The 26,977-nt window shown below is 66.1% G+C and carries 24 protein-coding genes; 8 read left to right on the top strand and 16 right to left on the bottom strand.

What is annotated here, in order from left to right:
* Window positions 1-91: 91 nt before the first annotated feature.
* From AC3WMU_RS19985 to AC3WMU_RS19970, 4 genes are all read right to left on the bottom strand, one after another.
* Window positions 92-1,057 carry a threo-3-hydroxy-L-aspartate ammonia-lyase gene (locus tag AC3WMU_RS19985; protein ID WP_006226448.1) on the bottom strand — a complete coding sequence of 322 codons (966 nt, stop codon included), beginning with the start codon at window positions 1,055-1,057 and terminating at the stop codon, window positions 92-94.
* 80 nt (window positions 1,058-1,137) lie between these two features.
* On the bottom strand, window positions 1,138-2,211 hold the full coding sequence (gene ruvB, locus AC3WMU_RS19980; protein ID WP_315139755.1) for a Holliday junction branch migration DNA helicase RuvB: 1,074 nt from the start codon (window positions 2,209-2,211) through the stop codon (window positions 1,138-1,140).
* Between the two features lie 100 nt (window positions 2,212-2,311).
* Entirely contained in the window at window positions 2,312-3,901 is a 1,590-nt protein-coding gene (locus tag AC3WMU_RS19975; RefSeq protein ID WP_006226446.1) for a sensor histidine kinase, read from the bottom strand.
* The gene (locus tag AC3WMU_RS19970; protein WP_006226445.1) at window positions 3,901-4,602 is read right to left on the bottom strand and encodes a response regulator; all 702 of its coding nucleotides are present in this window, start codon (window positions 4,600-4,602) and stop codon (window positions 3,901-3,903) included. The genes AC3WMU_RS19975 and AC3WMU_RS19970 overlap by 1 nt, the downstream gene beginning before the upstream one ends.
* Window positions 4,603-4,821: 219 nt before the next feature.
* Here AC3WMU_RS19970 and AC3WMU_RS19965 point away from each other — a divergent pair, with 219 nt between their 5' ends.
* Both AC3WMU_RS19965 and recQ read left to right on the top strand, forming a co-directional pair.
* On the top strand, window positions 4,822-6,150 hold the full coding sequence (locus tag AC3WMU_RS19965) for a fimbrial protein (protein ID WP_492282869.1): 1,329 nt from the start codon (window positions 4,822-4,824) through the stop codon (window positions 6,148-6,150).
* Between the two features lie 93 nt (window positions 6,151-6,243).
* On the top strand, window positions 6,244-8,073 hold the full coding sequence (gene recQ / locus AC3WMU_RS19960; RefSeq protein ID WP_006226443.1) for a DNA helicase RecQ: 1,830 nt from the start codon (window positions 6,244-6,246) through the stop codon (window positions 8,071-8,073).
* 21 nt (window positions 8,074-8,094) lie between these two features.
* On the opposite strand, the gene AC3WMU_RS19955 is transcribed toward recQ, so the two are convergent.
* Together AC3WMU_RS19955 and AC3WMU_RS19950 are read right to left on the bottom strand one after the other, a co-directional pair.
* Complete coding sequence (locus tag AC3WMU_RS19955; protein WP_006226442.1) at window positions 8,095-9,150, bottom strand: cytochrome d ubiquinol oxidase subunit II; 1,056 nt, start codon at window positions 9,148-9,150, stop codon at window positions 8,095-8,097.
* Window positions 9,147-10,490 carry a cytochrome ubiquinol oxidase subunit I gene (locus AC3WMU_RS19950; RefSeq protein WP_006226441.1) on the bottom strand — a complete coding sequence of 448 codons (1,344 nt, stop codon included), beginning with the start codon at window positions 10,488-10,490 and terminating at the stop codon, window positions 9,147-9,149. Before AC3WMU_RS19950 ends, AC3WMU_RS19955 begins: the two co-directional genes overlap by 4 nt.
* Window positions 10,491-10,626: 136 nt before the next feature.
* Between AC3WMU_RS19950 and AC3WMU_RS19945 the strand changes: the two genes are divergently transcribed.
* From AC3WMU_RS19945 to minE, 4 genes are all read left to right on the top strand, one after another.
* Window positions 10,627-12,396 carry a glutamine--tRNA ligase/YqeY domain fusion protein gene (locus AC3WMU_RS19945; protein ID WP_454676205.1) on the top strand — a complete coding sequence of 590 codons (1,770 nt, stop codon included), beginning with the start codon at window positions 10,627-10,629 and terminating at the stop codon, window positions 12,394-12,396.
* A 160-nt stretch (window positions 12,397-12,556) separates the two neighbouring features.
* A complete protein-coding gene (minC, locus tag AC3WMU_RS19940; RefSeq protein WP_280025894.1) occupies window positions 12,557-13,429 on the top strand; it encodes a septum site-determining protein MinC in 873 nt (290 codons plus the stop codon).
* 110 nt (window positions 13,430-13,539) lie between these two features.
* On the top strand, window positions 13,540-14,355 hold the full coding sequence (gene minD / locus AC3WMU_RS19935; RefSeq protein WP_006226438.1) for a septum site-determining protein MinD: 816 nt from the start codon (window positions 13,540-13,542) through the stop codon (window positions 14,353-14,355).
* A gap of 3 nt (window positions 14,356-14,358) precedes the next feature.
* Window positions 14,359-14,619 (top strand): cell division topological specificity factor MinE, encoded by a 261-nt coding sequence (gene minE / locus AC3WMU_RS19930; RefSeq protein WP_492282868.1) that lies wholly within the window; start codon window positions 14,359-14,361, stop codon window positions 14,617-14,619.
* Between the two features lie 104 nt (window positions 14,620-14,723).
* On the opposite strand, the gene AC3WMU_RS19925 is transcribed toward minE, so the two are convergent.
* The 4 genes from AC3WMU_RS19925 to AC3WMU_RS19910 form a co-directional block, all read right to left on the bottom strand.
* Complete coding sequence (locus tag AC3WMU_RS19925; RefSeq protein WP_006226436.1) at window positions 14,724-14,948, bottom strand: YMGG-like glycine zipper-containing protein; 225 nt, start codon at window positions 14,946-14,948, stop codon at window positions 14,724-14,726.
* A gap of 190 nt (window positions 14,949-15,138) precedes the next feature.
* Entirely contained in the window at window positions 15,139-15,672 is a 534-nt protein-coding gene (locus tag AC3WMU_RS19920) for an isochorismatase family protein (RefSeq protein WP_492282867.1), read from the bottom strand.
* A 334-nt stretch (window positions 15,673-16,006) separates the two neighbouring features.
* Window positions 16,007-17,680, bottom strand: a complete 1,674-nt coding sequence (gene ettA, locus AC3WMU_RS19915) for an energy-dependent translational throttle protein EttA (protein ID WP_006226434.1) — start codon at window positions 17,678-17,680, stop codon at window positions 16,007-16,009.
* An 86-nt stretch (window positions 17,681-17,766) separates the two neighbouring features.
* A complete protein-coding gene (locus AC3WMU_RS19910) occupies window positions 17,767-18,690 on the bottom strand; it encodes a DMT family transporter (protein ID WP_006226433.1) in 924 nt (307 codons plus the stop codon).
* 96 nt (window positions 18,691-18,786) lie between these two features.
* On the opposite strand from AC3WMU_RS19910, the gene AC3WMU_RS19905 reads away from it, so the two are divergent.
* Entirely contained in the window at window positions 18,787-19,578 is a 792-nt protein-coding gene (locus AC3WMU_RS19905; protein WP_492282866.1) for an AraC family transcriptional regulator, read from the top strand.
* A gap of 123 nt (window positions 19,579-19,701) precedes the next feature.
* Window positions 19,702-20,208, top strand: coding sequence for a hypothetical protein (locus AC3WMU_RS19900; RefSeq protein WP_492282865.1), 507 nt, complete (start codon window positions 19,702-19,704; stop codon window positions 20,206-20,208).
* A gap of 205 nt (window positions 20,209-20,413) precedes the next feature.
* Here the strand turns inward: AC3WMU_RS19900 and AC3WMU_RS19895 are convergent, their stop codons facing one another.
* The 6 genes from AC3WMU_RS19895 to AC3WMU_RS19870 form a co-directional block, all read right to left on the bottom strand.
* Complete coding sequence (locus AC3WMU_RS19895; protein WP_492282864.1) at window positions 20,414-21,409, bottom strand: ABC transporter ATP-binding protein; 996 nt, start codon at window positions 21,407-21,409, stop codon at window positions 20,414-20,416.
* On the bottom strand, window positions 21,406-22,458 hold the full coding sequence (locus AC3WMU_RS19890) for an ABC transporter ATP-binding protein (RefSeq protein ID WP_492282863.1): 1,053 nt from the start codon (window positions 22,456-22,458) through the stop codon (window positions 21,406-21,408). The genes AC3WMU_RS19895 and AC3WMU_RS19890 overlap by 4 nt, the downstream gene beginning before the upstream one ends.
* Before the next feature lie 7 nt (window positions 22,459-22,465).
* Entirely contained in the window at window positions 22,466-23,380 is a 915-nt protein-coding gene (locus AC3WMU_RS19885) for an ABC transporter permease (protein ID WP_006226428.1), read from the bottom strand.
* Window positions 23,380-24,369 carry an ABC transporter permease gene (locus AC3WMU_RS19880; protein WP_006226427.1) on the bottom strand — a complete coding sequence of 330 codons (990 nt, stop codon included), beginning with the start codon at window positions 24,367-24,369 and terminating at the stop codon, window positions 23,380-23,382. The genes AC3WMU_RS19885 and AC3WMU_RS19880 overlap by 1 nt, the downstream gene beginning before the upstream one ends.
* A 145-nt stretch (window positions 24,370-24,514) precedes the next feature.
* Complete coding sequence (locus AC3WMU_RS19875) at window positions 24,515-26,086, bottom strand: ABC transporter substrate-binding protein (RefSeq protein ID WP_492282862.1); 1,572 nt, start codon at window positions 26,084-26,086, stop codon at window positions 24,515-24,517.
* A 183-nt stretch (window positions 26,087-26,269) separates the two neighbouring features.
* Complete coding sequence (locus tag AC3WMU_RS19870; protein WP_006226425.1) at window positions 26,270-26,776, bottom strand: MarR family winged helix-turn-helix transcriptional regulator; 507 nt, start codon at window positions 26,774-26,776, stop codon at window positions 26,270-26,272.
* Window positions 26,777-26,977: the final 201 nt, after the last annotated feature.

The raw sequence follows: 26,977 nt of genomic DNA, 5'->3' as shown, positions 1-26,977 counted from the left end.
TGTTTGTCAGGATCGAGTCCCGATTCTGCCTTGCGCGGGCGGCAACCGCAAGCACGCATCGGCGGTCCGGCAGGCGAACCGCCGATCGCGATCAGGAAGCCAGCAATCGGGCGTAGGCCGGAAGGTCGACGTTGCCACCGCTGATGATGACGCCGACCCGCGCCCCGCGCACCGGTACCACGTTCTGCATGACGGCCGCCGCGCCCAGGCAACCCGTGGGTTCGACCACCATCTTCATGCGTTCAGCGAAGAATTTCATGGTGGTGACCAATTGGGCATCCGTCACCGTGACGATGTCGCGCACATGCTTCTGGATGAGGGGGAAGGTCAGGTTGCCCAGGTGCGTCGTGGCGGCGCCGTCGGCCAGGGTCTTGGGGGCCGGAATCCGCACGATCTCACCCTTGCGCAACGACTGCTGGCCATCGTTGCCGGCTTCCGGCTCGACGCCGTAGACCAGGCAGCGCGGGCTGAGCGCGAACGCGGACAAGGCCGAGCCCGACAGCAGGCCGCCGCCGCCCAGGCAGACGAACAGATAGTCCAGCTCGCCGACTTCCTCGAACAGCTCCTTGGCCGCGGTGCCCTGCCCCGTGATCACGTCTTCATGGTCGTAGGGCGGAATCAGCGTGGCGCCGGTCTCGGCCTGGATGCGCTGGGCGATCTGCTCGCGGTCTTCGGTGTAGCGGTCGTACGTGACGATCTTGCCGCCGTAGCCTTCGGTGGCGGCGCGCTTGGCCGCGGGTGCGTCCAGCGGCATGATGATCGTGGCGGACACGCCTTGCAGCTTGGAGGCCAGCGCGATGGCCTGGGCGTGGTTGCCCGACGAGAAGGTGACGACACCCGCAGCGCGCTGCTCAGGCGTCAGGCGCGCGATGGCGTTGTAGCCGCCGCGGAACTTGAAAGCGCCCATGCGCTGGAAATTCTCGCACTTGAAGAAGATCGAGGCGCCGCTGATGGCGTCGGCCGTGGCCGAGGTCAAGACGGGCGTGCGGTGTGCGTTGCCGGCCAGGCGCTCGCTGGCGCGCACGACATCATCATAGGTAGGCAATTCGGGCAGCATGGGAATCCGGTCCTTTGATCGCAGGAATGTCGAAACCCCCGGATCATAAACCCGTCGCGCGGTTTGCGCGCCGCCCGCGCCTACTTGCCGAACAGATCGCCGCCGCCGGTGCTGACGCCCGTGGGCGGGGTCAGGCCCAGATGGCGCCAGGTCGTCAGCGTGGCGGTGCGGCCGCGTGGCGTGCGTTGCAGGTAGCCGTGCTGGATCAGGTAGGGCTCGATCACGTCTTCGATGGTGTCGCGCTCTTCGCCGATGGCGGCCGCCAGGCTGTCCACGCCCACGGGCCCGCCATCGAACTTGTGGATGATGGCTTCGAGCAGCTTGCGGTCCATCAGGTCCAGGCCCTGGGGGTCCACTTCCAGCATGGCCAGCGCGCGGCCGGCGACGTCGGCGTCGATCGTGCCGCTGGCCTTGACCTCGGCGTAATCGCGCACACGGCGCAAGAGGCGGTTGGCGATCCGGGGCGTGCCGCGAGCGCGGCGCGCCACTTCCGCCGCGCCGTCCGGCGTGATGCCCGCGTTGAGCAGGCCCGCACTGCGCGTGACGATGTGGCCAAGGTCAGCCGCGTTATAGAACTCCAGCCGCGAGACGATGCCGAAGCGGTCGCGCAGCGGGTTGGTCAGCATGCCCGCCCGCGTGGTCGCGCCCACCAGCGTGAACGGCTGCAGGTCCAGCTTCACGCTGCGCGCGGCGGGGCCTTCACCGATCAGGATGTCGATCTGGAAATCTTCCAGCGCCGGATAGAGGATTTCCTCGACGACCGGCGACAAGCGGTGGATTTCGTCGATGAACAGGACGTCGTTCTTTTCCAGGTTGGTCAGCAGCGCGGCCAGGTCGCCCGGGCGCTCCAGCACGGGGCCGGACGTCTGGCGCAGCTGCACGCCCATTTCGTGCGCGATGATGTGGGCCAGCGTGGTCTTGCCCAGCCCGGGGGGGCCGAACAGGAGCACGTGGTCCAGTGCCTCGCCGCGCTTTCGGGCGGCGGCGATGAAGATCTCGAGCTGTTCGCGGGCGCGCTGCTGGCCGACGTATTCCTGCAGCGCCTTGGGCCGCAACGCGCGTTCGATCGATTCCTCGTTGGGCGACACCGGCTGCGGCGCCACGATACGGGGGGCGTCGGGACGGGAGGAAAGGGAATCGGACTGAATGGCCATGGTGCGGATACGACAAGGGACGAAGCAGGATGCATCGTACCGTATGGCGGGGCCGCCTAGGTGGGGCCGCCTAGGTGGGGCCGCAAAGGGCCCCGCCGCCCTATGCGGTTTCGGACAGGGGCAGCTTGACCCGCACGCACAGGCCGCCGGACTCCGCCTGGCGCAATTCCAGCGAGCCCCCGTGGGCGCGGGCAATGGCCTCGGCCAGCGCCAGGCCCAGGCCCACGCTGCCGGTGCGCGTGCGCGCATCATCCAGCCGGCTGAACGGGCGCAGCGCCTCCTGGCGGCGTTCGGCGACGATACCGGGGCCATGGTCGGCCACATCCAGCACGGCGTGGCGCTCTTCCCGGCGCAGGCTGACGTCCACCGGCGGCGCGCCGTGGTTCAAGGCATTGCCGATCAGATTGTCCAGCAGGCGGCCCAGCGCCACGGCGTCGGCCTGCACCACCAACGGCGCGTCGTCGTCGGCGGCCGTCAGGTGGATGTCCGTGCCCGCGCCCTGCCAGGCGCCGACGCGTTCGGTCAGCCAGTCGGACAGCACGATGGGCGCATAGCGGTAGGCCGCGGGGTCGGTGCCGCGCACAAAGCCGATGAACTGATCAACCATGTGCTGCATGTCCTGCAGATCGGTGCGCAAGCCTTCCTTCAGCTTGGAATCGTCGGCCAGCTCGATGCGCAGCCACATCCGCGACAACGGCCCTTTCAGGTCGTGCGGCAGGCCCGACAACAAGGTGCGGCGCACCGAGTCGGATTCGGCCAGCGCATCCAGCATGGCGTTGAAACGCACGCCTAGCGCCCGCGTTTCATGTGGCCCGGAAGGCTCCACGCGCTGGGGTTGGCCCGCGGCCAGCCGGTCGGCGGCATCAGCCAGCCGGGTGATGGGCCGCGTGATGTGCCACGAGAAGCCCACCGCCAGCAGCAGCAACAGGCCCAGGCCGCCCAGCCAGGCCGCGATGAACGGCGTGGCCACGGGCGGATCCAGGCGGTCCAGCGGGATGACCAGCCATTCGCGCAAGCGCGGCACATCTTCGCTGGCGGAATTGGGCGCCAGTGAAATGAAGATCTCCGGGGCCGGGCCGCGCGAGAGCGCCACGCGGGTGCCGTCGTTCAGGCGTTCGTTCAGCAGTTGCACCAGCACGCGCAGGTCGCGGCGGATGTCATCCGGCTCGGGCTTGTAGCGGCGCATGTGCTCTTCGCGCGCCCGCTCGCGGTCGGCGGCGTCGCGCGCGTCGGCCCGGTGGTCGTCGCCGCGGTCGCCATCCGCGTCATGGTCGTCGCCCCGCACTTCGGGCGGCGGGGGCGGACGCGGCGTATCTCCCGGCTGAGCAGCCGAAGACTGCGGGGGAGGCGGACGCGGCGCGGCACGCGGGGGCGGCGGGGGACGTCGGCCATTGAAGCGTTGCAGCTTGGCTTCGGCCGGCAGCACGCGCGACCACAGCCGCCACTGGTTCTGCGACGCGGTGCGCACGAACTCGGCGCGGTCTTCGGCGGGCACCTCGGACACGGCGGCGCGCAGGGTGCGGATCGTGGTGACGATGTAGCCGATGGCCACGTCTTCCAGGAACTTGTGCCGGAAGTAAGACACCGTGACGAGCGTGGCCGCCTGCGTCAGCAGCACCGAACCCAGGATCAGCAGGATCAGGCGCGCCCGCAGCGAACGCGGCACCAGGAAACCGGGGGAAAAGCGCATCAGGGGGAAAACCGGTAGCCGATGCCCCAGACGGTCTGGATCCAGCGCGGCTGCTTGGGATCGTCTTCGATCACGCGGCGCAGGCGCAGGATGGCGATGTCGATGGCGCGGTCATTGCGTTCGCCGGCGTCGTCGTCGCGCGCCAGCGCCAGCAGGCGCTCGCGCGACAGCGGCTTGCCGGCATTGCGCACCAGGGCTTCAAGCAGGTTGATTTCGCCGCCGGTCAGCTTCACCACGGTGCCTTCGCGCGACAGTTGGCGCGAGGACGGGTCGAACAGGAAGGGGCCGAACGTGACCGGTGCATCCTTGGTCAGCGCGGACGGGCCGCGCTTGCGGCGCAGCACGGCCTCGATGCGGGCCAGCAGTTCGCGCGGGTCGAAGGGCTTGCCCACGTAGTCGTCCGCCCCCGCTTCCAGGCCGATGATGCGGTCCACCGCTTCGTCGCGGGCGGTCAGGAGGATGACGGGAATGTCTTCGCCTTGCTCCCGCAGGCGACGGCAGGCGTCCGCGCCGTCGCCGCCGGGCAGCATGCGGTCCAGCACGAGCAGGTCGGGCGCATAGCGGGTGATGCGCGAGGACAGGTCGGTGGCGTCCGGCGCCAGCAAGGTGTCGTAGCCGTGCCGATTCAGGTAGTCGGCCAGCAGTTGTCGTAACGCCGGGTCGTCGTCGACGACCAGCAGCTTGGTGTGGGGATTGTCCATGGATGCCATAGTGAGGCGCGCCGCGTCCGGCCGCAAGAGGCAAGAAATCAACTGAAATACACCTGTTGCACGATGTACGCCGTGTTTTCCGGCGCTTTGCCTGAAACGCCCGTCGAGGCATGGACTGGCCCTAAAATAACCGGACTGGTCTTGCCGCTCGTCCGGTTTACTAAAAATCGTTTACAGCTACGGCGGCATCCCCTCTCTACACTGGTCCGTATGGTCGCCCCTACACACTGGCGCAGACGGCTGTTGCACGCGGCGCTGGCGGTGGGCTTGTCCTGCCCGCTGGCTTCCGCGTTCGGCGACACCCCGATAGCGTCCCCTGATTTCGCTGCCCCGCCTGCCGAGGGGGCGCCGGTCCGCATGGCGCGCGGCATCGGGGTTCTGTCCCCGGTGCAGCCGATCCCCGTGCGCCCGGCGCCGTCGATCGACTCGCGGGCCGTTCCCCTGGATCCGTCCCCTTGCGACCTGCAAGTGGCGGAACCGGCGATGGACACCAGCGTGCAGGGTGTGGAAGACAGCGGCGCGGAACTGATCCCGGGGATCGGATCCTCGTTGTCCGGTGCGGCCGACGCGCCCCCCTTGGGCTGCGAACAGGCGGCCGCCGCACCGGCCGAGGAAAGCACGCCGGATTACTCCTTCGCACTGGAAGACGGCGACCTGCCCCGCGTGCCGGTCGTCGTAATCTCGGGCGTGTCGCGCCCCACCCGGCCCTGGTTCGCCTCGGTCAGCGGCCAGGACGGGCTGCGCTATGGCGGCGACCGCAACTGGGTCTACCGCAATACTGCGGGGCCCTCGGTCACCGTGGGCAACATCAACGCCAACGCCCCCGCCTGGGGCAGCAGCGCGCCCGTCGGCGGCCTGCAGATCGCCAACTGGGCGGGTTCCTCCGCCACCGTGCCCGAAGGCAGCTTTGGCTATTCCTCATCGCTGGGCAAGCTGAACCGGATGGATCCGGCCGCCAGTTCCGGCGCCGTGGACTACGGCGCCTCGGTCGGCACCGGCAGCGTGCGCTACGGCCTGACCCCCGCCCTGACGCTGGAAGGCCAGATGCAGAGCGCGCCATCGCTGACCACCCGCGGCATGGGCACCACCTACGCCGCCGGCGAATACGGCACGTTCCAGGCCGGTGCCACCCAAAGCTCCTTCGACGCGTCCAACGCCTGGCGCTACCGCTTCGGTTACAGCGTGGACGTGGCCGATGCCGTGAACCTGGGCTATACCAACGAACAGATTGGCGCCGGCTTTGGCGACCTGTCCACCTACTCCGGCGGCGTGGCCTCGGCCCCGCAGTCGCGCAACACCCTGTCGGCCGGCGTGCCCATCACGGGCTGGGGCACGATCAGCGGCACCTATTCCGGCCTGCATGAGGGGTCGACGCTGGCCGAACAGCGCGTGGGCCTGACGCACAGCATGTTCGTCGCCCCCAAGGTGAAGCTGGCCGTAGGCGCCGACCGCGACATCATTTCGGGCAACTATGAATGGCGGGCCAACCTGAGCATGCCGGTCGACACCTTCATGCGCGGCACCTGGTTGAGCTGGTAGCCGGACCGCGAGACGGACGGAAATATCCCCGTAAAAGGGGCCGTCCGGATTTGCGGCTTAAAATCCCTGCCATGATGCTTCCGGCCTACCCCCATGTCTGACGCGCGCGCCCTCGGCGTGTTGCAGCGCGTTTTCGGTTACGAATCCTTCCGCGGCGACCAGCAAGCCATTGTCGAACAGGTGATCGACGGCGGCGACGCGCTGGTCCTCATGCCGACCGGCGGCGGGAAATCGCTCTGTTACCAGATTCCCTCGCTGGTCCGCGAAGGCACCGGCATCGTCGTCTCGCCGCTGATCGCGCTGATGCAGGACCAGGTCGACGCCCTGACCGAACTGGGCGTGCGCGCGGCGTTCCTGAATTCCACGCAGGAATGGCGGGTGGCGCGCGACGTCGAACAGGCGTTCCTGGCCGGCGAGCTGGACCTGCTGTACGTTGCCCCCGAACGACTGCTGACCGACCGTTGCCTGCAATTGCTGGAACGCGGCCGCATCGCGCTGTTCGCCATCGACGAGGCGCACTGCGTGTCGCAATGGGGCCACGACTTCCGGCCGGAATACCTGGGCCTGTCGATGCTGCACGAGCGCTGGCCCGACGTGCCGCGGATTGCGCTCACCGCCACCGCCACCGCCGACACGCGCACGGAAATCGCCCAGCGCCTGTCGCTGGACGACGCCCGTCATTTCGTCTCGAGCTTCGACCGCCCCAACATCCGCTACCGCATCATCGAAAAGAACGAAGTGCGCAAGCAGTTGCTGGACATGATCCGCACGGAACACGAAGGCGAGTCCGGCGTGGTGTACGGCCTGTCGCGGGCGCGCGTGGAGGAAACCGCCGAATTCCTGTGCAATCAGGGCATCGACGCCATGCCGTACCACGCCGGGCTCAGCCCGCAGGTGCGCGCCGCCAACCAAGCCCGGTTCCTGCGCGAGGACGGCGTGGTGATGGTGGCCACCATCGCGTTCGGCATGGGCATCGACAAACCCGATGTGCGCTTCGTCGCCCACATCGACCTGCCCAAATCCGTCGAAGGCTACTACCAGGAAACCGGCCGGGCCGGCCGCGACGGCCTGCCCGCCACCGCATGGCTGGCCTACGGCCTGCAGGACGTGGTGCAGCAGCGCCGCATGATCGACGAATCCCCTGGCGACGAGTCCTACCGCCGCCGGCTGGGCCAGCAACTGGACGCCATGCTGGGGCTGTGCGAAACCGTGGAATGCCGCCGCGTGCGGCTGCTGGCGTATTTCGGCCAGCAGATCACGGCCTGCGGCAACTGCGACGTCTGCCTGGAACCGCCCCAGGCCTGGGACGGCACAGTCGCCGCGCAGAAGGTGCTGTCGGCTGTTTACCGCCTGTGGAAAGAACGCGGCCAGCGCTACGGCGCGGGCCACATCATCGACATCCTGCGCGGCAAGGTCACCGACCGCACCAAGCAGCATGGCCATGAAACGCTAAGCGTGTTCGGCGTGGGTGAAGACCTGAGCGACACCGCCTGGCGCGGCGTGTTGCGCCAGTTGCTGGCGCAAGGCCTCTTGACGGTGGACAACGAAGGGTTCGGCACGCTGGCGCTGACCGAAGGCAGCCGCGCGGTGCTTAAAGGGGAGCGCCAGTTGATGCTGCGGCGCGAATCCGAAAAGAAGACCCGTTCGGGCAAGACCAGCAATGGCCGCCCCAAGGCCGCCGCCATCGACCTGCCGGCCGAACTGCAACCCGTGTTCGAGGCGCTGCGCGCCTGGCGCGGCGAAGTGGCCAAGAGCCACGGCGTGCCCGCCTACGTCATCTTCCATGACGCGACCTTGCGCGAAATCGCCCTGGCCCAGCCCGAGTCGATGGATGCGCTCAGCCACATCAGCGGCGTGGGCGCGCGCAAACTCGAAGCCTACGGCGAAGAGATCCTGCAACGCGTCGCCAAGCCGGTGCTGTAGGCGCCGGCCCCGCTGCCGCCGTCAGGCCGACGGCGGCGGCAACAGCGGCACCGGCGCGCGCTCCTTGCCGAAGACCGACCGGTACGCCAGGATGTTGAACACCAGCACCACCGGTATCCCCACGACCGCGCCGGCCATGACCAGGCGCATCGAGCTCAGCGCGCCCGCGCCGTCCCACAAGGTCATGTCGTCCAGGATCAGGTAGGGGAACAGGCTGTACGCCAGGCCGCTGAGCATCAGCAGGAACAGCGCCACGCACAGCACGAACGGCAGCCAGCTGAAGCGGTCCGCGCGGCCGGGCAGGCGTGCCAGCAGCATCTCGGCCGCCACGTAGCCCGCCAGCATCATCACCCAGACCGTGGCGGCCAGGCTCAGGTGGGCGATGTTGCTCCACTTGTAGAAGATGCCGGCGTTGGCCAGCCCCAGCGTCACGGCGATCGCGACCATGCCCACCGCCGTCCAGCGGATGGCGTGGCGGGCCCAGCCGGCGGCCCGGCGTTGCAAGTCGCCATCCACCCGCATGACCAGCCAGGACGCACCCAACAGCACATAGGCCGCCACGGCGCACAGGCCCACGAACATCGCGAACCAGCCGTAGCCGGCGTCGGACTGGTAGCCGGTGGCGATCCGGCCCAGCAGCATGCCCTGGCCAAACGCCGTGATGATCGAGCCGGCCCAGAAACCGAAGATCCAGCGCGGCTTCATTTCATTGCGCGCGCGGATGCGGAATTCGAACGACACGCTGCGCAGCACCACGCCCAGCACCATGAAGGTCAGCGGCCCGTAGAGCTTGCCCAGCACCGCGCCCCACGCGAACGGGAACGCCGACGCGAACAGGCCCATGCCCAGCAGCAACCAGAATTCATTGGCATCGCGCCAGGGGCTCAAGAGCGACATCATGCGGCCGCGCTCGTGCTCAGGCGCCAATTGCAGCAGGATGCCCACGCCCAGGTCGAAGCCGTCCAGGACCATGCCTGCAGCGATCACCACGAACAGCAGCCCCATGAAGGCCAGCGGCATCCAGAAGGACGGGTCTTCGGGGCTCAAGCCCTGCGAAGCGGCCAGCATGGCGATCATGGCGAACCTCCGCCCAGTTTGCGCACCGGCACCACGCCATAGCGCGCCGCGTGGAACAGCATGGCGGCGAACGCGGACAGCAGCAAGGCATACAGCAGGCCATAGCCCGCCAGCCCGTAGAGAATGGTGCTGGACGCCGTCTGCCCCAGCACTTCGGATTGCGTGATGGTGCCGTTGACGACGAAAGGCTGCAGCCCGATGATGGACACCCACCAGCCGGCCACCACGGCGATGCCGCCGGAAAACATCATGCCGCACAGCACGCGCTGCCACCAGACCGGCAGGGTCGAGGGGTCCAGCCCGCGGCGGAAGGTCCACACGAACGTGACACAGGCCACGGCCAGCATCAGCAGGCCCAACCCCACCGCCACGCGCAACGACCAGAAGGTCAACGCCACCGGCGGCAGCATGCCCGAATATTTATCCAGGCCCTGATAGGTGCCGTCCGCATTGCGGTGCAGCCACATGCCGCCGGCATTGCGGATGGTCACGTCCGACACGTTGACGTGCGCGCGCGCGTCCGGCCAGCCGAACAGCACCAGTTGGGGTTCCGCGCCGCTTTCCCAGAAGCCGGCCGCGGCGGCGGCCTTGGCGGGCTGCAGCTTGGCGACCATCTGGCCGGCGCCCGTGGCCACCGGCACCTGCAGGAAGGCCGCGACCACCGCGACCACCAGCCCGGTCTTGAACGCATTGCGCTCGCCATCGCCCAACGGGCGGCGCAGCGCCTGCAAGGCGGTCACGCCCATCATCAGGAACGAGGCGGCCAGCGCCGCGCCCACGACCACCACCGCCATGCGCCAGCCCACCGAGGGGTTCAGCACCACGGCGGCCCAGTCATAGACCTGGTAGCGCCCATCGACGAGGATGGCGCCATCCGGGGTCTGCATCCAGGATTGCAGCGCCAGCACCCAGAACACCGCCACCAACTGGCCCACGGCCACCATCAGCACCGCCAAGGTGTGCGCGCCATCGGACACACGGCGCTGGCCGAACAGCATGACGCCCAGGAAACACGACTTCAAGATGAAGACGGACAGGATGCCGTAGCCCAGCAAGGGGCCGGCCACATTGCCGATCTTGTCCATCAGGCCCGCCCACAGGCTGCCGATCTGGATCAGCACCGGCACGCTGGCCGCCAGGGTCAGCACGAAGGCCAGCGCAAAGATGCGCACCCAGAAGCGGTAGGCAGCCGTCCAGCCGCCACGGCCCGACCACCGCGCGCGCACCTTGAAAAACAGCAACACCCAGGCAAGCGCCAGGGAAATCGCCAGGAACAGCGCCAGAAAACTCAGGCTGGCCACGAACTGCGCACGGGCCAGGGAAAGGGTGGATATATCCATAATGGCCCGTAGTGTAGAGCCAGTTACAAGACAATGGGGGCAGTTTGAAACCGGTTGCAGGGGGTCTGAAAAGGCCCTCGCGGCGGAACGTGGCAAAATTGACGCTTTGTCGCCGCTTTTTCCTATTCTTTCAAGAATGACCTCCGCCACGACGCCGACCCCAGCTGCATCCAATTTCCTGCTCAACATCGTCCAGGACGACCTCGAAGCCAACCGCTTCCAGGGCAAACGTTGGGCGGGCAAGCCTGGCCCGGCCGCCGTGCAGCAGCAGGGGGAACCGGATCCGGCCCGCATCCGCACGCGTTTCCCGCCGGAGCCCAACGGCTACCTGCACCTGGGCCATGCCAAGAGCATTTGCGTGAACTTCGGGCTGGCGCGCGATTTCGGCGGCGTCTGCCACCTGCGCTTTGACGATACCAATCCCGAAAAGGAAGACCAGGAGTACGTCGACGCCATCATCGAAGCCGTCCGCTGGCTGGGTTTCGACTGGAAGGCCGACAACGGCCAGGAAAACCTGTATTTCGCCAGTGATTACTTCGGCTATATGTATGAATTCGCCGAGGCGCTGGTCGAAGCCGGCCACGCCTACGTCGACGAGCAAAGCCCCGAAGCCATCCGCGCCAACCGCGGCACGCTGACCGAACCCGGCACCGACTCGCCCTGGCGCAACCGCCCGGCCGCGGAGTCGGTCGCGTTGCTGCGCGAAATGCGCGACGGCAAGCATCCGGACGGCAGCCTGGTGCTGCGCGCCAAGATCAACATGGCGTCGCCCAACATCAACCTTCGCGACCCGGTCATGTACCGCGTGCGCCACGCCACCCACCACCGCACGGGCAACCAATGGTGCATCTACCCGATGTACAGCTGGGCGCACCCGGTGGAAGACGCGCTGGAAGGCATCACGCACAGCGTCTGCACGCTGGAATTCGAAGACCAGCGGCCGTTCTACGACTGGATCCTGACCCGCCTGGCCGAACTCGGCAAGCTGGCCCAGCCGCTGCCGCACCAATATGAATTCGCCCGCCTGAACGTGAGCTACGTCGTCACCAGCAAGCGCAAGCTGCTGCAACTGGTGCAGGAAGGCCACGTGGACGGCTGGGACGATCCGCGCATGCCGACCATCTTCGGCCTGCGCCGCCGCGGCTACACGCCGGCCTCGATCCGCCTGTTCTGCGAGCGCACCGCCGTCTCGAAGTCGGATTCGCGCATCGACTACAGCCTGCTGGAACAAGCCGTGCGCGACGACCTCGACCCCATCGCCGCCCGCTCGGTGGCCGTGCTGGACCCGATCAAGCTCGTCATCACCAACTACCCGGAAGGCCAGACCGAGATCTGCACCGCGCCGCGCAACCCGCACGATCCGGAAGCCGGCGTACGCGAGTTCCCGCTGTCGCGCGAACTCTGGATCGAGCGCGACGACTTCCGTGAAGAAGCGCCGAAGAAGTACTTCCGCCTGTTCCCGGGCAACACCGTGCGCCTGAAATACGGCTACGTCGTGCGCTGCACCGGCTTTACCAAGAACGAAGCCGGCGACATCGTCGAAGTGCAGGCCGAATACCTGCCGGAAACCAAGAGCGGCACGCCGGGCGCCGACAGCGTCAAGGTCAAGGGCAACATCACCTGGGTCAGCGCGGCCCACGCGGTGCCTGCCCAGATCCACCTGTACGACCGCCTGTTCGCCGACGCCCGCCCCGATGGCGGCGACAAGGACTTCCTGGCCTGCCTGAACCCGAACTCCAAGCAGACCGTCACGGCCTGGCTGGAACCCGGCACCGTCGCCACGCCTGGCGCCACCTGGCAGTTCGAACGCCTGGGCTACTTCACGGCCGACCTGAAGGAATCCACCGAAGCTGCTCCGGTGCTCAACCGCATCGTGACGTTGCGCGATTCCTGGGTGCAAGGCTGACCCGCTCGCGTGCGTATCACGGAAAAAGGCGCCTTCGGGCGCCTTTTTCTTTCGTCTTGCCGGCTGCGCACCCCGCCCCCCGGCGGGTTATCATCCCCGACATCCCGCAGCCGGTTGTGCGCGCCGTTTCCTGGCGCCCGAACCGCCAGCCACAATCAAGATGAACACTGAATCGCTAGCCCTGGACTTCAAAAGCGCCACCCTGTATGCCATCCGGGTGGTTCTGCACAGCGCAGACCCCGAACGCCTCGTTGCCGCGCTGACCAAGCGCATGGCCGACGCCGGCAGCTTCTTCGAGAACGAACCCGTCGTGATCGACGCCAGCCGCGTCGACGAGAAGATCGATTGGAAGGCCCTGGTGGCCGCGTTGCGCAGCCATAACCTGCCCCCGATCGGCGTCGTGGCCGAAGGCGCCAACCTGAAAGCCGCGCGCGAAGCCGGCCTGACGCCGGTGGAACTGTCCACCCCCGCCGCCCGCCCGGCCCCGATCGTGGATACCGCGCCGCCGAACGACGTGTCCACGCCCGTGCCCTCGGTGCCGGCCGCCGCCGTCGAGACCGCGCCCGCGCCCACCGATACGTCCGCCCCCGAGACGCCCGCCGCGGACAAGCCCGCCGCCTCGGCCGAGCCGCTACCCGCGCGCGAAGCCAGCAGCACCACGTCCGCGCCCGCGCCAACGCAAGCCGCGCCGCATTCGTCGTCGGCGCTGGTCATCACCAAACCCCTGCGTTCCGGGCAGCGCGTCTACGCGCGGCACACGGACCTGGTCGTCATCGGCATGGTCAGCCAAGGCGCGGAAGTCATCGCCGACGGCAATGTGCACGTCTACGGCCCCTTGCGCGGCAAGGCCATGGCCGGCGCGCGCGGCGACACGTCGGCGCGCATCTTCACAACGCATCTGGACGCGGAACTGCTTGCCGTGGCCGGCGTGTACCGCGTGGTGGAAGACAAACTGGACCGGACGCTGCAAAACCAGCCCGCCCTGGTTCGCCTTGACGGCGACACCCTGCGCATCGAAGCGTTGAAAGCCTGACCGCTTTCTTCGCGGGTGCGCGAACGTCTCAACACATTCTGTAAGAAGCCTTACACGGGCTTTTTGCTTTACGATAACGCGATTTATTCGAACATAAGGGTTTGATCGTCATGACACGCATTGTTGTGGTGACTTCCGGCAAAGGCGGCGTGGGTAAAACCACGACGAGCGCCAGTTTTTCCGCGGGCCTCGCGATGCGGGGCCACAAGACCGCTGTCATCGACTTCGATGTCGGCCTACGCAATCTCGACCTCATCATGGGCTGCGAGCGTCGCGTGGTGTACGACTTCGTCAATGTGATCCAGGGCGAAGCCACCCTCAACCAGGCGCTGATCAAGGACAAGCAGCTTGAAAACCTGTTCATCCTGCCCGCCTCGCAAACGCGCGACAAAGACGCGCTGACGCAGGAAGGCGTGGAAAAGGTCATCAACGACCTGAAGGAAATGGGCTTCGAGTACATCGTCTGCGATTCGCCCGCCGGCATTGAAACGGGCGCGCTGATGGCCGCCTATTTCGCCGACGACGCATTGGTCGTGACGAACCCGGAAGTCTCGTCGGTGCGCGACTCCGACCGCATCCTGGGCATCCTGGCCGCCAAGTCCAAGCGGGCCGTGGACGGTGGTGAGCCGGTCAAGGAATTCCTGCTGCTCACGCGCTACAACCCCAAGCGCGTCGTCGACGGCGAAATGCTGTCGCTGGGCGACATCGAAGACATCCTGCGCATCAAGCTGATCGGCGTCATCCCCGAATCGGAAGCGGTGCTGCAAGCGTCGAACCAAGGCCTGCCGGCCATCCACCTGAAAGATACCGACGTCTCCGAAGCCTACAAGGACGTCGTGGCCCGTTACCTTGGCGAAGACAAGGCCCTGCGCTTTACCGATTACGAAAAGCCCGGTCTTCTGAAACGCCTGTTCGGAGGCAAGTAAGCAATGTCCTTCCTGTCGTTTCTGCTTGGTCAAAAGAAATCTTCCGCCTCCGTTGCCAAGGAACGGTTGCAGATCATCCTGGCCCACGAGCGGGGCCGCGGCGACTCGCCCGACTACCTGCCGCAGTTGCAGCAGGAACTTATCGCCGTGATTTCAAAGTACGTGAAGATCAACCCCGAAGACATCAAGGTGCACCTGGAACGCCAGGACACGCTGGAAGTGTTGGAAGTGAAGATCGAGATCCCGCAAAACGAGGCGCCATAACGCCGACGCGCGCCGGCCATCCGGCGCGCTTCGGCCCTCGTGCAAAACACGACGATAAAAAAAACGCCTGGCAATGCCAGGCGTTTTGCTTGGGGCGCGGGGGCTTAGTGTTTGCCGACCTGATCGCCGATCACACCACCGATCGCCGCTCCACCCACCGTACCCAGGACGCCGCCATTGGTGATCACGGCGCCTGCGACACCGCCCAATGCGGCGCCGCCGACCGTGCTCTTCTGACGATGGCTCATGCCGTCCCAGGACGAGCAGCCAGCCATGGTAGCGGTCATTGCCAGTGCGACACAGATTTTGGAAAGAGATGCGATTTTCATGATGAGGCTCCTATTCTTGTACCCCGGGGCCGCACCATGGACCTGACGCGAGCGCGCGGTCCCCTTATGGGTTTAGAGCTTTCAGGATCTCAAAATAAACGCACGGGTGGTGTTAGGTTTGCCCAGGAATTGTGTCAAACGGCGAGTGAATCTTTGCGCGCCCCCGGGACAGTGTTGCAGGCCGCGTCGGTTATTTGACCAGACGTAACACATCACGGAAGCGCGGATGCTCGCAAGTCTCCATCCACTCGAAAATCGCCATTTCTGAAGTGACGATTTCTGCACCATGTGCACGCGCGCGGCGCAGCGCCGCATGATGGTCGGCAGGCTTGCGCGAGCCCGCCGCGTCCGACACCAGCACGGCCTTGAAGCCCATGTCCGCCAGGCCGATCACGGTTTGCAGCACGCAGATGTGGGCCTCGCACCCCGCCACCAGGATCGTCTTGCGCGCGGCAGGCAGCCACGCCTCGAAACCCGGTTCGCGCGCGGACGAGAAGTGCATCTTCTGGAACGTGGCCTGCACGATATCGCGCAGGGGATCCACCGTGACGCCCAGCATCTTGCTGTGATGCTCGGTGGCGATCACCGGCACATCGAGCAGGCGCGCCGCCTGTGCGAGCTTATGCGCCGTGCCCAGCACGGCATCGCCATCGTGGATGACCGGCATCAGCCGGCCCTGCATGTCGACGATGAGCAGCGTGGAATCGGAGGCTTGCAGCAGCATGTTCGTAGGCTCCTGGTTGAAGGCTTAGGATACCCCGTTCGAGGGGTGGATGATGGGGCGGGACGTAGGATGGGTGGAGCGCGAGACGATTGGCATCAATGCACAGAGGTCGAACGCGCGTAACCCATCAAGCAGCGGATGCTTGACGGCCGAAATTGATTGGCACGCCAATGCTGCCGATGGGTTGCGCGCGTTTGGCGTTTGCGTTCTTGCGATGTCGGTGCCGCGCTCCACCCATCCTACGGGTAACGCGCGCCGCCACGCCCCCATCGCCCACCGTCAAACGCCAACGCCCCAAAAAAATCCCGGCGCATCGGCCGGGATTTTTTCAGGCTTACTTCAGCGCCTTGTAGCGCAGGCGCTTGGGCTTGGCGCCCTCTTCGCCCAGGCGGCGCTTCTTGTCGGCTTCGTACTCTTGGTAGTTGCCGTCGAAGAACACCGCTTGCGAATCGCCTTCGAAAGCCAGGATGTGGGTCGCGATGCGGTCCAGGAACCAGCGATCGTGGCTGATGACCATCACGCTGCCGGGGAACTCGAGCAACGCGTCTTCCAGCGCGCGCAGCGTTTCCACGTCGAGGTCGTTGGACGGTTCGTCAAGCAGCAGCACGTTGCCGCCGGCGATCAGCGTCTTGGCCATGTGCAGGCGGCCGCGTTCACCGCCCGACAACTGGCCCACGACCTTGTTCTGGTCGCCGCCCTTGAAGTTGAAGCGGCCCAGATAGGCGCGCGACGACATTTCGAACTTGCCCACCGTGAGGATGTCGGCGCCGTCGGCCACTGCATCGAACACCGTCTTCTTGTCTTCCAGCGCATCGCGCGACTGGTCCACATAGGCCAGCTTCACGGTCTGGCCGATGTTCACTTCGCCCGAATCCGGCTGCTCGCGGCCCGCGATCATGCGGAACAGCGTCGACTTACCGGCGCCGTTGGGGCCGATGATGCCGACGATGGCGCCCGGCGGCACCTTGAAGCTCAGGTTGTCGATCAGCAGGCGGTCGCCATAGGCCTTGCTGACATTGTTGAACTCGATGGCCTCGTTGCCCAAGCGCTCGCCCACGGGAATGAAGATTTCCTGGGTTTCGTTGCGCTTCTGGTATTCGTAGGACGACAGTTCCTCGAAGCGGGCCAGACGCGCCTTGGCCTTGGCCTGGCGGCCCTTCGGGTTCTGGCGCACCCACTCCAGTTCCTTCTTGATGGTCTTCTGGCGGGCGGATTCCGAGGACTCTTCTTGCTTCAGGCGGTCTTCTTTCTGTTCCAGCCACGAGCTGTAGTTGCCCTTCCACGGAATACCGTAGCCGCGGTCCAGTTCCAGGATCCACTCGGCGGCGTTGTCCAGGAAGTAGCGATCGTGGGTCACGGCGACGACGGTGCCGGGGAACTTGTGCAGGAATTGCTCAAGCCACTCCACGCTTTCGGCGTCCAAGTGGTTGGTGGGTTCGTCCAGCAGCAGCATGTCGGGCTTGGACAGCAACAGGCGGCACAGGGCCACGCGGCGCTTTTCACCCCCGGACAGGTTGCCGACGATGGCGTCCCAGGGCGGCAGGCGCAGCGCGTCGGCAGCGATTTCCATCTGGTGCTCGATATCGTCCGAACCGCTGGATGCAGCCGCGGCGATGATGGCTTCCAGTTCGGCCTGTTCGGCAGCCAGGGCATCGAAATCGGCGTCCGGCTCGGCGTAGGCGGCATAGACCTCGTCCAGGCGCTTCTTGGCCGAAACGACAGCGCCCAGGCCCTCTTCCACCGACTGGCGCACCGTGTGCTCGGGGTTCAGTTGCGGTTCCTGCGGCAGATAGCCGATGTTCAGGCCCGGCATGGGAATGGCTTCGCCTTCAATCTCTTTATCGACGCCAGCCATGATCTTCAGCAGCGTCGACTTGCCCGAGCCGTTCAGGCCCAGCACGCCGATCTTGGCGCCAGGAAAAAACGAAAGCGAGATGTCACGCAGGATCTGCCGCTTGGGCGGCACGATCTTGCCGACGCGGTTCATGGTGTAGACGTATTGGGCCATGGGCTCGTATAGGGAAAGAAAGCTGATGAACCGTCGATTGTAGGCCGGAACCCTGACAGGCGCGCGTCAGGAGCCGCCGAAGGCGTTCAACCCGCCGCTTTGCCGGTGCGCAGGCCCAGGCGGGGCGTGCGCATTTGCGCCAGCATCACCCCGGCCAGCGCCATTGCGCCGCCCACGATATGGAAGACGTGAGGCTTTTCGTCCAGGAATACCGCGGCGATCGCCACGGTGCCCACCGGCATCAGATTCAGGAAGATGCTGGCCCGGTTGGGGCCCAGGTGCTTGACGCCCTGCATCCACAGGAAGGGCGCAAACAGGGACGGGAAGATCGCCGCGTACAGCACCAGCGGCACGTTGTCGGCGTTCAGCGGGGACGGCGCGGCCATCAGGAAGGCCGGCAGCTGGAACAGCACACCGAATGCCACCTGCACGTACAGCGACTGCCACGGTCCCACCGGCAGGCCCCAGCGGCGCAGCAGCACGCCGTACAGCGCATAGGCCAGCGCGGCCAGGCCCATCAGCAGATCGCCCGGGTTCGCGCCTACCGACAGCAGGCGCGACGGGTCGCCTTCGCCGATCAGCAGCGCCAGCCCCGCCAGCGACACCAGGCCGCCCAGCATTGCCATCAGCGTGGGCCGCTGGCGCAGCACCACTGCGCCCACCGCGATGGTCAGCAGCGGGATCATGGCCGTGATAATGCCCATATTGGTCGCCGTGGTGCTGGAGGCCGCCACGTAGGCCAGCCCCTGGTACAGCGCCATCCCGAGCCCGCCCAGCACCGCGAACTTGGGCAGGTACGGCACGATCAGGCGGCGCTGCGCCCACACGCCCGGCAGGGCGAACGGCGTCAGCACGGCGCCGGCGATCGCCCAGCGGTAAAAGCCGATGACGGCGGGCGAAATCACGCCGGCGGCCATCTTGGTCACGATCATGTTGACCGACCAGATCAGGGCCGCCAGCAAGGGGAACAAGAGATAGCGGGCGGGAATGTGGGGGGTGTCGCGCGTCATGGACGAGTCTTGCCGATAAGGATAGGGGGCCAGTGTAGGCCCTGTCCGAGACGACGTATATAATGAAAAACAGACAAATTCGCACGAACTTCCGACATGGAACTGGCTGATACCGCGCCCATCCTGGCCGGCCACCTGCCCTATCCGCTGGCCTGCCGCATCCTGCACTTCACGCCGCATTCCAGCATGCAGCGCCACAGCTCGCCGTGGGCGGAACTGAATTTTTCGCTGTCGGGCTTCATGGAAATCGCCATCAATGGCGTCACCTACCTGTCCCCGCCGCAGTACGCCATCTGGATACCGCCACACGTGGAGCACTGCTGCCAGAACGAAGGCGAAGTGCATTACGCCTGCATCGACATCCCGGCCGAGGCCTGCGCCGGCCTGCCGGACGCGCCGTGCACGCTGGAGATCAGCGCAGTCACACGGGCGATCCTGGCCGACTTCGAACGGCGCGGCATCCGCTATCCGGCTACGCCGGAAGACCGGCGCATGGCGCAGATCGTCATCGACCAGCTCCGCCAGGCCCGCGCTTACGCGAGCTACCTGCCGTCAAGCACCGATCCGGTGCTGGCCCCCATTCTGTCGGCGCTGCAGCGCATGCCGGGCGACAAGCGCGGCGCGGCGCACTGGGCCGCCAGCGCCGGCATCACCGAACGCACGCTGCTGCGCCATTGCCAACAACACCTGGGCATGTCGTTCAACGAATGGCGCCAGCGCCTGCGCGTCGTGTCGGCGCTGGGCCTGCTGGACGCGGGCCGCCCCGTGCAGGAAGTGGCCCGCGAACTGGGCTACAGCACGCCGTCCGCCTTCATCGCGATGTTCCAGCGTCTGACCGGCGAATCCCCCGACAGCGCCCGCAAACGCAGCGCGGCGGCCCCCGCCTGACCGCGCCTCCTGGCGTCGTCATCCAAGCGTCCGATGCACTGCAACGCCGATCGCGCGACAATAACGCCTGACTCATGTATCTTGCCGTGCCGTCGCGGCTTCATCGCGCCCAGGAACCCCTTCATGTCCGCCTCTGCTACCCCTCCCGCCTCCGTGACCCACTTCAGCGCATCCGAACTGGACATGCTGGCCAAGACCGCCGACGCGCTCAGCGCCTATCTGGGCAAGCCCGTGCTGGCTGAAGTGATCCTGGGCGACGAAGGCACCGAATGGGTCACCTACGGCGTGCCGCTGGACGAGAACGCCAAGACCGAAGAAGACCAGACGCACGTCCAGCTCGGCGGCCCCGGCGCCCGCATCCTGGGCAACCGCGGCGGCCTGCCCCACGCCGACGACGACACCTACGATTGCCTCTACCTCTGGGCCGTCCAGATTTCCATGAATGAAGGCGAGCGCTTCATCAAGCTGGACCACGACGGCGAAGAATCCGCCTGGTCCGACAACCTGGAAGACGTCCTGCCCTTCGCCCTGACGGAAGAACCGCAACCGGAGCCGAGCGAGGAAGAAGAAGACGACGACGATGAAGACGACGACACGCCGTACGAACGCGTCGAAGAGCCGCGCCACTGATTGGAAAGAGCCCGGCGCAGCCGGGTGATGGGTTGCGCGCGATAGCCGCCAGCGCCTCTGCCACCACATCCACGCGCTCCACCCATCCTACGACGCAACGAACTCCCAGCACCAAATGCCAAAAAAAGGCCGCCCGCGCGGCCGACTTTGGCGGCCCCGCAAGATCTTCCCGCCCTGCCCCTCTGACGCCTAAAGAACAGACGGATCACGCAGCGATCCGCCCCTCCTCCTCGGCATGGCAAGCCACCACGGAAACCCCCGCCAGCCGAGCCACGGGCGCCTCCGCCCGGCACCGATCATTCGCATGCGGACACCGCGGATGAAACGTGCACCCTGATGGCGGATTCAGCGGGTTCGGCACTTCCCCGGCCACCGCAGTGCGCGGCTTGCCCGCTCCGTTGATGTCCGGAATCGCCTCCAGCAGCATCCGCGTATAGGGATGCCGCGGCCGCGCGAATAGCTCGTCGCGCGGCGCCACTTCCACCATGCGCCCCAGGTACATCACCCCCACCCGGTCCGCTACGTGATGCACCACCGCCAGGTTGTGCGAAATGAACAGGTACGTCAGCCCCAGCTTGCGCTGCAGGTCCTTCATCAGGTTCAGCACCTGCGCCTGCACTGACACGTCCAGCGCCGACGTCGGCTCGTCGCACACCAGGAATTCCGGATTCACCGCCAAGGCCCGCGCGATCGAAATGCGCTGGCGCTGCCCGCCGGAAAACTGGTGCGCATAACGCCCCTGATCCGCCGGATCCAGGCCCACCTGCTTCAACAATTCGCTGACCCGCGCCACGCGTTCGTCCGGCGTCATCTGGGTATGCGTCAGCATCGGCTCCGCAATGATGCGGCCCACGCGCCAGCGCGGATTCAAGCTGGCATAGGGATCCTGGAAAATCATCTGCAAACGCTTGCGCAAGGCGCGCCCGCCGGGCTCCGACATGCGCGACAAGGGCTGCCCGTCAAAGCGGATATCGCCGCGCGTCAACCCATACAGGCCCACCAGCATGCGGGCGACCGTGGATTTTCCGCAGCCCGATTCGCCCACCAGCGCCAGCGTTTCACCGCGGGCGATCTCGAACGACACGCCGTCCACCGCCCGCAGCATCACCTTGGGCTTGCCGGCCAGCTTGCGTTCCAACCACGGCGGCGACACATCGAACCAGCGCGCCGCGTCCTTCACTTCCACCAAGGGCGCGCTCATGCTGCCTCCTCTGATCGTTTGCCATCGGACCACCCCGCCCCGTCGGGGGCGACAAACCCGCCAGGCGGGAGTGTCGTGGGGGCATTGCCGTTGTCATGCAGCCAACAGGCCGCGCGTGACGTGCCCGCAGGCAGCAAGTCGGGGCGCTCGGTCGCGCAGCGCGGCAGGCGCTGCCCGCAACGCGGATTGAACGCGCAGCCCGGCGGAATTGCGTTCAGGCGCGGCATGCTGCCATCGATCTGCACCAGCCGGTCGCGATGGCCCTCCAGCGACGGGATCGATCCCATCAGCCCCGCCGTATATGGATGGCGCGGCTTGTGGATCACGTCCGCCACCGGGCCGATCTCGGCTACGCGGCCCGCATACATCACCGCCACGCGGTCAGCGGTTTCCGCAATCACGCCCATGTCGTGCGTGATCAGCATCACCGCCGTGCCGTGTTCGCGGCACAGGCGTTTGAGCAGTTCGATGATCTGCGCCTGGATGGACACGTCCAGCGCGGTGGTGGGCTCGTCGGCCACCACCAGTTTGGGTTCGGCCGCCAAGGCCAGCGCGATCACCACCCGTTGACGCATGCCGCCCGAAAACTGGTGCGGATAGTGGTCGATGCGTTCACGCGCCGCCGGAATGCCGGTGGACGCCAGCAGTTCGACCGCGCGGTTGCGCGCCTGCGACCACGTCATGTCCAGGTGCGTGACGATGGTTTCCGCCAACTGCCGGCCCACCGTGTACAGCGGATTCAACGAGGTCAGCGGGTCCTGGAACACCGCGCCGATCTCGCGGCCGCGCACGCGGCGCATCTGCTCGTCGGGCAGGTTGTCGATGCGGCGGCCCGCCAGCAGGATCTCGCCTGCGGCAATGCGCCCGGGCGGCTCCAGCAAGCCGATGATGGACGCGCCGGTCAGCGATTTGCCGGCACCCGATTCCCCCACCACGCCCAGGACTTCGCCCGCCTGGATGGAAAAGGACACATCGTCCAGGGCGCGTAGCGTGCCGCGGCGCGTGGGAAACTCCACGCGCAGATTGCGGACTTCTAGAAGTGCGCTCATGGTTACCTCAATTCAGCCGCGGGTTGAGTGCATCGCGCAGCCAGTCACCCAGGAGGTTGACCGACAGCACCAGCAGCACCAGCGCCGCGCCCGGGAAAATGGTGATCCACCATTCGCCGGAAAACAGGAAGTCATTGCCGATGCGGATCAGCGTGCCCAGCGACGGCGCCGTCGGCGGCACCCCTACCCCCAGGAACGACAGCGTCGCCTCGGTGATGATGGCGGTGGCCAGGTGCACCGTTGCCAACACCAGCACGGGCCCCAACACATTGGGCAGCACGTGGCGGAACATGATCACGGGGGATGCCACGCCGATCACGCGCGCGGCCTGCACGTATTCGCGGTTCTTCTCCACCAGCGTGGAGCCGCGGACCGTGCGCGCATACTGCGGCCAGCCAGCCAGCGCGATAGCGCCGATCAGCACCGGGAACGCGATCAGCTCATGCATCTCGCGCGGGACGGCGGCGCGCGCCACCCCGTCGATCAGCAACGCGATCAGGATCGCAGGGAACGACAGTTGCACGTCGGCGATCCGCATGATGAACGCATCGATGCGCCCGCCCGCGTAACCCGAGATCAGCCCCAGCACGATGCCGATCAGCATGGACAGCACCACCGACGCCAGCCCGATCAGGAGCGACACGCGGGTGCCGTACAGGATGGCCGAATACAGATCCCGGCCCTGGCTGTCGGTGCCCAGCAGATAGGTCTGCTGGCCGTTGGCCTCCCAGGCGGGGGGCAGCAAGGCGTCGAGCAATTCCACCGTGGTCAGGTCAAAGGGGTTGTGCGGCGCGACCCAGCCGGCCCCGAAGGAGCCGATCAGCAGCAGCGCCAGCAGCACGGTCGCCACGATGGCCACGGGCGCCCGGCGCCAGGCCCAGGCAAGGTCGCTGTCCCACCAGCGTTTAAGTACGGCGCGCATCAGTGAGCTCCCCCGGCACGGGTCATGCCCGAACGCAAGCGCGGGTCCACGACGAAATACAGAAGATCGACGATCAGGTTGATCACCACGAACACCAGCGCGATCAGGCACAGGTACGCGGCCATGACCGGCACGTCGGCGAATTGGACCGCCTGGATGAACAAGAGGCCCATGCCCGGCCACTGGAACACGGTCTCGGTGACGATGGCGAAGGCGATGATGCCGCCCAGCTGCAGGCCGGTGATGGTGATGACCGGCACCATCGTGTTCTTCAGCGCATGGCCGAAGTGGATGGCGCGACGCTTCAGGCCCCGGGCGCGCGCGAACTTGATGTAGTCCGAACGCAGCACTTCCAGCATTTCGGATCGCACCAGGCGCAGCACCAGTGTCATCTGGAAGAGCGACAAGGTGATGGATGGCAGGATCAGGTGCTTCCAGCCGGTGGCCGTGAACAGCCCCGACGTCCACCAGCCCACGCTGACGGTTTCGCCGCGCCCATAACTGGGCAACCATCCCAGTTGCACGGAGAACACCAGGATCAGCAGGATGCCGATCAGGAAGGTGGGCAACGACACGCCCAGCAGGGAACCCGCCAGCAGCATCTGGGACACCAGGCTATTGCGCTTGAGCGCCGTGTACACGCCCAGCGGCACGCCCACGACCAGCGCCAGCAAGGCCGCCACCATGGATAGTTCCAAGGTGGCCGGCAAGCGGGATTTGAGCAAGGTGGAAACGGGTTCGCTCTGGCGCAGGGAAATGCCGAAATTGCCCTGCACCGCGTTAGCCACGAAATGGCCGAATTGAACGATGGCGGGCTCGTTTAACCCCAGGCGTTCACGCAACTCGATGCGCTCGGCATCGGTGGCGTCCTGCCCCAGCATGATGGTGACAGGGTCGCCGACGTATTGAAAAAGCACAAAGGCCAGTAGCGCGACGGTGAGCATCACCGCTACGGCCTGCAACAGGCGACGCAGTATGAAAGCAAACATAGATGGAAATACCCCCACGCCGCGCACGGTCAGCGTGCGTGCTGCCTCCCAAGGGGGCGTATTTTCCTTGGGACCGCTCGGCGGAAAAGAAGAAAACAAAACGGCGGGGGGTCGGGTAGACCCCACGCCGTCCGGTTAATCAGGGTCAGTCAACCTTGACCCAATCCGCAACGAGGCGATTGTCGGCACGGTGGATGACCGTGACGTTCTTGCGCATCGCCCAGGGGATGACCTGGTCATGCAGCGGGATGTGGCCGAAGTCCTTGGCGTGCCCTTGCAGCACGGTGATGATGTCGGCGTCGCGCTTGGCGGGGTCGGTTTCGGTCTTGATGCGATCGATGATCACGTCAAGTTCCTTGTTGCTGTAGCCGCCCAGGTTGTACATGCCGTCAGCGCCTTCGCCCTTGGTGCGGATCAGGTTCTGCAGGGAGTACATGGCGTCGAACGTGGGCACGCCCCAGCCAAACAGGAAGGCGCTGGTGTCGAACGACTGCACCTTGGGGAAGTACGTGGAACGCGGCATGGCGTTCATCGTGGCCTTCACGCCGACCTTGGCCCACATGCCGACCACGGCCTGACAGATGGCTTCGTCGTTGATGTAGCGGTTGTTCGGGCAGTCCAGCGTGAAGTTCAAGGTGCCGTCGTAGCCGGCTTCCTTCAACAGCGCGCGGGACTTCTCGGGATCGTAGGGCACGCGCTTGTGCACGGATTCCGCCCAGCCATGCACCTGCGGCGCGATCATCGTGCCGGTGGGCGCGGACAGGCCGCGCATCACGGCGCGCTTGATGGCGTCCACGTCGATGGCGCGATACAGCGCTTCACGCACGCGGATGTCCTGGAACGGGTTCTTGCCCTTGATGTTCGAGTACTGCAGCTCCGGACGCTTCTGGTCCAGGCCCAGGTAGATGGTGCGGTATTCGTTACCTTCCACGACCTTTTGCGCCTGGCGGATGCGCTCCAGATCCTGGGCCGCCGGGTCCAGCACGAAGTCGATTTCGCCGGACAGCAACGCGGCGGTGCGCGTGGCGTTCTGCTTGATCGGCGTGAACACCACTTCGGTCACGTTGCCGACCTTGCCGGCCTTGTTCCACCAGTCCTTGTTTTCTTCGAAGACCGTGCGCACGTCCACTTCGCGCGACTTCAGCTTGTAGGGGCCGGTGCCGTTGGTATTGCGCGCGCCGTAGGTCTCTTCCTTGTTGACGTAGTCCTGCGGCTTGGCGATGTTGTTCTTTTCGGACCAGGCCTTGTTCATGATGAACACGTTGGTCAGCTGGCGCAGCAGCACGGGGTTGGGCGCCGACGTTTCGATCTCGATCGTCAGGTCGTCGATCTTGCGCGCTTCCTTGATGCCGGTCGTGTAGGCCTTGTAGTTCGACGTCGGGGCCATGGCGCGATGGATCGAGAAGACCGCGTCGTCCGCCGTGAAGGCGGCGCCGTCATGGAACTTCACGCCCGGGCGCAGCTTGAAGCGGTACAGGGTGGGCGACAGCTGCTCCCACTCCGTCGCCAGGCGCGGCATCACCTTGAACGTCTTGTCGTAGTCCACCAGCGGTTCGTAGATGTAGCTGTTGGCGGCGATCGTCATGCCTTCGTTCTGGGAGTGCGGATCGAAGGTGAGGATGTCGCCCTGGGCGGCCCAGCGGAAGGACTTGGCCTGCCCGATCGAGGGCACAGCCACGGCGGCGGCGATCGCGATAGCAATCAAGGTGCGGCGCATAGGGGTTAACTCCTGACATTAGTCTGAATACCGGCGCGAGTGTGCCTACGCGCCAGAACCGCGTCAATTCAGGGTTTATGCGTACCGGAGACCCTTTTCACAGAGAGAGAACAATTGGGGACATATATGCTTGTAACAAAATAATTGAAGCGAACAGCGTTCGAGTGCGCGCCTGCAACAGGCTTACTCGTCCGCGTCGATCGGCAGCTCCAGCGGCACGTGTTCCGTCATCAGCACGCCCAGCATCTCGATCAGCAGCGCGGCGCGTTCTTCGCCGAAGGGCGCCAGCACCGCTTTCTGATGCTGAAGCGCCTGCTCGCAGAGGGATGCGATCAGATGAGTGCCCTTGTTCGTGATGCAGACCCGCGTCTGGCGCCGGTCGGCGCGGACGCCGGTGCGCGCCACCAGCCCTTCGGCCTCCATGCGCTGCACCACCTTGCTGAGCGTCGGCTGCTTGGTGATGGCCAGCACCGCCAGCGTGCCGATGGTTTCGCCCGGGCTGCCTTCCAGGCTGGCCAGCACGCGCCATTCGGTGACCGACAACCCGGCCGCCTTCACCTGCAAATGGAATTCGGCCGAAATGCGCTGGCTGGCCTGCGCCAGCAGATAGGCCAGGTAGCCGTCGACGAAACGCGGCCCCGCCGCGCCCCGACCTGTCAGAAGCGTGTCCCGCTGCTTGTCCAACCGCATGTTGCTTTGCTCCCACGCACCGGAATTCATGTTTGGCCGACGGCCGAAAAGCGCATTGCACCACGACGGCGCAAACACGCGCCATGATGAACCGCAATGCTGTTGCGCAGCACAGGGTATACCCGGAATCGCAACCCGTTTTTGCACCATGCCGGCGCTGAAATACCGCCCTCGGCCTAGAGAACAACCAGTATATACACC

The sequence above is a fragment of the Achromobacter sp. FW305-C-13 genome, from assembly GCF_058783475.1.
This window is presented reverse-complemented; position numbering and strand designations above follow the sequence as displayed.

Coding starts and splice junctions, on each gene's coding strand:
- AC3WMU_RS19985 (WP_006226448.1), bottom strand. CDS start 1,057: ATGCTGCCCGAATTGCCTACCTATGATGATGTCGTGCGCGCCAGCGAG.
- ruvB (WP_315139755.1), bottom strand. CDS start 2,211: ATGGCCATTCAGTCCGATTCCCTTTCCTCCCGTCCCGACGCCCCCCGT.
- AC3WMU_RS19975 (WP_006226446.1), bottom strand. CDS start 3,901: ATGCGCTTTTCCCCCGGTTTCCTGGTGCCGCGTTCGCTGCGGGCGCGC.
- AC3WMU_RS19970 (WP_006226445.1), bottom strand. CDS start 4,602: ATGGACAATCCCCACACCAAGCTGCTGGTCGTCGACGACGACCCGGCG.
- AC3WMU_RS19965 (WP_492282869.1), top strand. CDS start 4,822: ATGGTCGCCCCTACACACTGGCGCAGACGGCTGTTGCACGCGGCGCTG.
- recQ (WP_006226443.1), top strand. CDS start 6,244: ATGTCTGACGCGCGCGCCCTCGGCGTGTTGCAGCGCGTTTTCGGTTAC.
- AC3WMU_RS19955 (WP_006226442.1), bottom strand. CDS start 9,150: ATGATCGCCATGCTGGCCGCTTCGCAGGGCTTGAGCCCCGAAGACCCG.
- AC3WMU_RS19950 (WP_006226441.1), bottom strand. CDS start 10,490: ATGGATATATCCACCCTTTCCCTGGCCCGTGCGCAGTTCGTGGCCAGC.
- AC3WMU_RS19945 (WP_454676205.1), top strand. CDS start 10,627: ATGACCTCCGCCACGACGCCGACCCCAGCTGCATCCAATTTCCTGCTC.
- minC (WP_280025894.1), top strand. CDS start 12,557: ATGAACACTGAATCGCTAGCCCTGGACTTCAAAAGCGCCACCCTGTAT.
- minD (WP_006226438.1), top strand. CDS start 13,540: ATGACACGCATTGTTGTGGTGACTTCCGGCAAAGGCGGCGTGGGTAAA.
- minE (WP_492282868.1), top strand. CDS start 14,359: ATGTCCTTCCTGTCGTTTCTGCTTGGTCAAAAGAAATCTTCCGCCTCC.
- AC3WMU_RS19925 (WP_006226436.1), bottom strand. CDS start 14,948: ATGAAAATCGCATCTCTTTCCAAAATCTGTGTCGCACTGGCAATGACC.
- AC3WMU_RS19920 (WP_492282867.1), bottom strand. CDS start 15,672: ATGCTGCTGCAAGCCTCCGATTCCACGCTGCTCATCGTCGACATGCAG.
- ettA (WP_006226434.1), bottom strand. CDS start 17,680: ATGGCCCAATACGTCTACACCATGAACCGCGTCGGCAAGATCGTGCCG.
- AC3WMU_RS19910 (WP_006226433.1), bottom strand. CDS start 18,690: ATGACGCGCGACACCCCCCACATTCCCGCCCGCTATCTCTTGTTCCCC.
- AC3WMU_RS19905 (WP_492282866.1), top strand. CDS start 18,787: ATGGAACTGGCTGATACCGCGCCCATCCTGGCCGGCCACCTGCCCTAT.
- AC3WMU_RS19900 (WP_492282865.1), top strand. CDS start 19,702: ATGTCCGCCTCTGCTACCCCTCCCGCCTCCGTGACCCACTTCAGCGCA.
- AC3WMU_RS19895 (WP_492282864.1), bottom strand. CDS start 21,409: ATGAGCGCGCCCTTGGTGGAAGTGAAGGACGCGGCGCGCTGGTTCGAT.
- AC3WMU_RS19890 (WP_492282863.1), bottom strand. CDS start 22,458: ATGAGCGCACTTCTAGAAGTCCGCAATCTGCGCGTGGAGTTTCCCACG.
- AC3WMU_RS19885 (WP_006226428.1), bottom strand. CDS start 23,380: ATGCGCGCCGTACTTAAACGCTGGTGGGACAGCGACCTTGCCTGGGCC.
- AC3WMU_RS19880 (WP_006226427.1), bottom strand. CDS start 24,369: ATGTTTGCTTTCATACTGCGTCGCCTGTTGCAGGCCGTAGCGGTGATG.
- AC3WMU_RS19875 (WP_492282862.1), bottom strand. CDS start 26,086: ATGCGCCGCACCTTGATTGCTATCGCGATCGCCGCCGCCGTGGCTGTG.
- AC3WMU_RS19870 (WP_006226425.1), bottom strand. CDS start 26,776: ATGCGGTTGGACAAGCAGCGGGACACGCTTCTGACAGGTCGGGGCGCG.